Source organism: Pseudomonas edaphica (assembly GCF_005863185.1).
GTDB classification, from domain to species: Bacteria; Pseudomonadota; Gammaproteobacteria; order Pseudomonadales; family Pseudomonadaceae; genus Aquipseudomonas; species Aquipseudomonas edaphica.
On the sequence record NZ_VBVZ01000851.1, the window covers coordinates 1 to 2,084 of the forward strand.

At 62.4% G+C, this 2,084-nt stretch carries 2 protein-coding genes; both read left to right on the plus strand.

Annotation, left to right across the window (positions count from 1 at the left end; translation table 11 throughout):
• Nucleotides 1-69: 69 nt before the first annotated feature.
• Nucleotides 70-1,104 carry a selenide, water dikinase SelD gene (selD, locus tag FEM54_RS31300; protein WP_138454144.1) on the plus strand — a complete coding sequence of 345 codons (1,035 nt, stop codon included), beginning with the start codon at nucleotides 70-72 and terminating at the stop codon, nucleotides 1,102-1,104.
• A partial coding sequence (gene mnmH, locus FEM54_RS31305) for a tRNA 2-selenouridine(34) synthase MnmH (RefSeq protein ID WP_138454145.1) occupies nucleotides 1,104-2,084 on the plus strand: 981 nt, incomplete at its 3' end. The genes selD and mnmH, both read left to right, overlap by 1 nt.

The window sequence follows — 2,084 nt, forward strand, 5'->3', positions numbered from 1 at the left end:
GCTCACAAGAGCCCAGCCGGCTTTTTGCTGTCTGTTAGAATCGGCCCACTTGTTACCTTGAGGTCCACCATGAACGAGCCGATTCGCCTCACCCAGTACAGCCACGGCGCGGGTTGCGGCTGCAAGATTTCGCCCCAGGTGCTGGAAGTGATCCTCGCCGGCAGCGGCGCACAGAACCTCGACCCCAACCTGTGGGTGGGCAACGCCTCGCGTGACGATGCGGCGGTGTACGCCATCGACGACGAACGCGGCGTGGTCTCCACCACCGACTTTTTCATGCCGATTGTCGATGATCCGTTCGACTTCGGCCGTATTGCCGCCACCAACGCGATCAGCGATATCTACGCCATGGGCGGCGACCCGCTGATGGCCATTGCGATTCTGGGCTGGCCAGTGAATGTGCTGGCGCCGGAAGTAGCCCGCGAAGTGATCCGTGGCGGCCGCTCGGTGTGCGACGCCGCCGGTATTCCGCTGGCCGGCGGGCACTCTATCGACGCGCCGGAGCCGATCTTCGGCCTGGCCGTGACCGGCATCGTGCAAAAGCGCCATATGAAGCGCAACGACACCGCCACCGCGGGTTGCAAGCTGTACCTGACCAAACCGCTGGGCATCGGCATCCTTACCACCGCCGAGAAGAAGGGCAAATTGCGCGAGGCGGACATCGGCCTGGCCCGTGACTGGATGTGCACGCTCAACAAGCGTGGCAGCCGTTTTGGCCAGTTGGCCGGCGTAACGGCAATGACCGATGTCACCGGTTTCGGCCTGTTGGGTCATCTGGTGGAAATGGCCGACGGCAGTGGTCTCACCGCCCGCATCGAATATGCCAAAGTCCCACGCCTGGCCGGGATCGAGGACTACCTGGACCAAGGCTGCATGCCCGGTGGCACCTTGCGTAATTTCGACAGCTATTCAAGCAAGCTGGGGCGTCTGCAGGAACTGCACAAGCGCGTGCTGTGCGACCCACAGACCAGCGGCGGCTTGTTGATCGCCGTTACCCCGGAGGGCGACGCCGAGTTTCACTCTGTGGCCGCAGAACTGGGCCTGAGCCTTGAGCCAATCGGCGCACTGGTTGAGCGACAGACCCACGCGGTAGAGGTGTTTTGATGGCAACTGACATCACCAACTACCGCGACATCTTCCTCAACGACCGGCCGATGATGGATACCCGCGCGCCGATCGAGTTCACCAAGGGGGCGTTTCCCGGCGTGGTCAACCTGCCGCTGATGACCGACGACGAACGCCAGCGGGTCGGCACCTGCTACAAACAGCAGGGCCAGCAAGCGGCCATCGTGCTGGGGCATGAGTTGGTGTCCGGGGCAATCAAGGCCGAGCGCATCGAGCATTGGGCGCAATTCGCCCAGGCCAACCCCGACGGTTACCTGTACTGCTTTCGCGGTGGGCTGCGGTCGCAGATCGTGCAGCAATGGTTGAAGACCGAAGCGGGTATCGAGTATCCCCGCGTCGGCGGTGGTTACAAGGCCATGCGCACCTTTCTGCTGGAAACCCTGGAGCAAGCGACGGCCGAGTGTGATTTCGTCTTGCTCGGCGGCATGACCGGGACCGGCAAGACCGAGGTGTTGAGCCAGTTGCGCAATGCCTTGGACCTTGAAGGGCACGCCAACCATCGCGGCTCCAGCTTCGGCAAGCGCGCGACGGCGCAACCGTCCAACATCGACTTTGAGAACCGCCTGGCGGTGGACCTGCTGAAGAAACGCGCGGGCGGTATCGAACAGTTTGTGGTCGAGGACGAAAGCCGCATGATCGGCAGCTGTGCACTGCCGTTGCCGTTGCATAAGGGCATGCAGACCTTCCCGATGGTATGGCTGCAAGACAGTGTTGAAGGCCGCGTCGAACGGATTCTGCGCGATTACGTGGTTGATCTTTGCGCCGAATTTATCGCGGTGTTTGGCGAAAGCGGGCAGGCGTTGTTTGCCGAGCGCTTGACCCAGAGCCTGGCCAACATCCACAAGCGCCTGGGTGGCGAACGCTTCCAGCGCTTGCAGGCCATTTTGCAAGATGCCCTGGCAGAGCAGGCGCGCAGCGGTGCTGTGGATTTACACCGGGTGTGGATCGAAGGCCTGTTG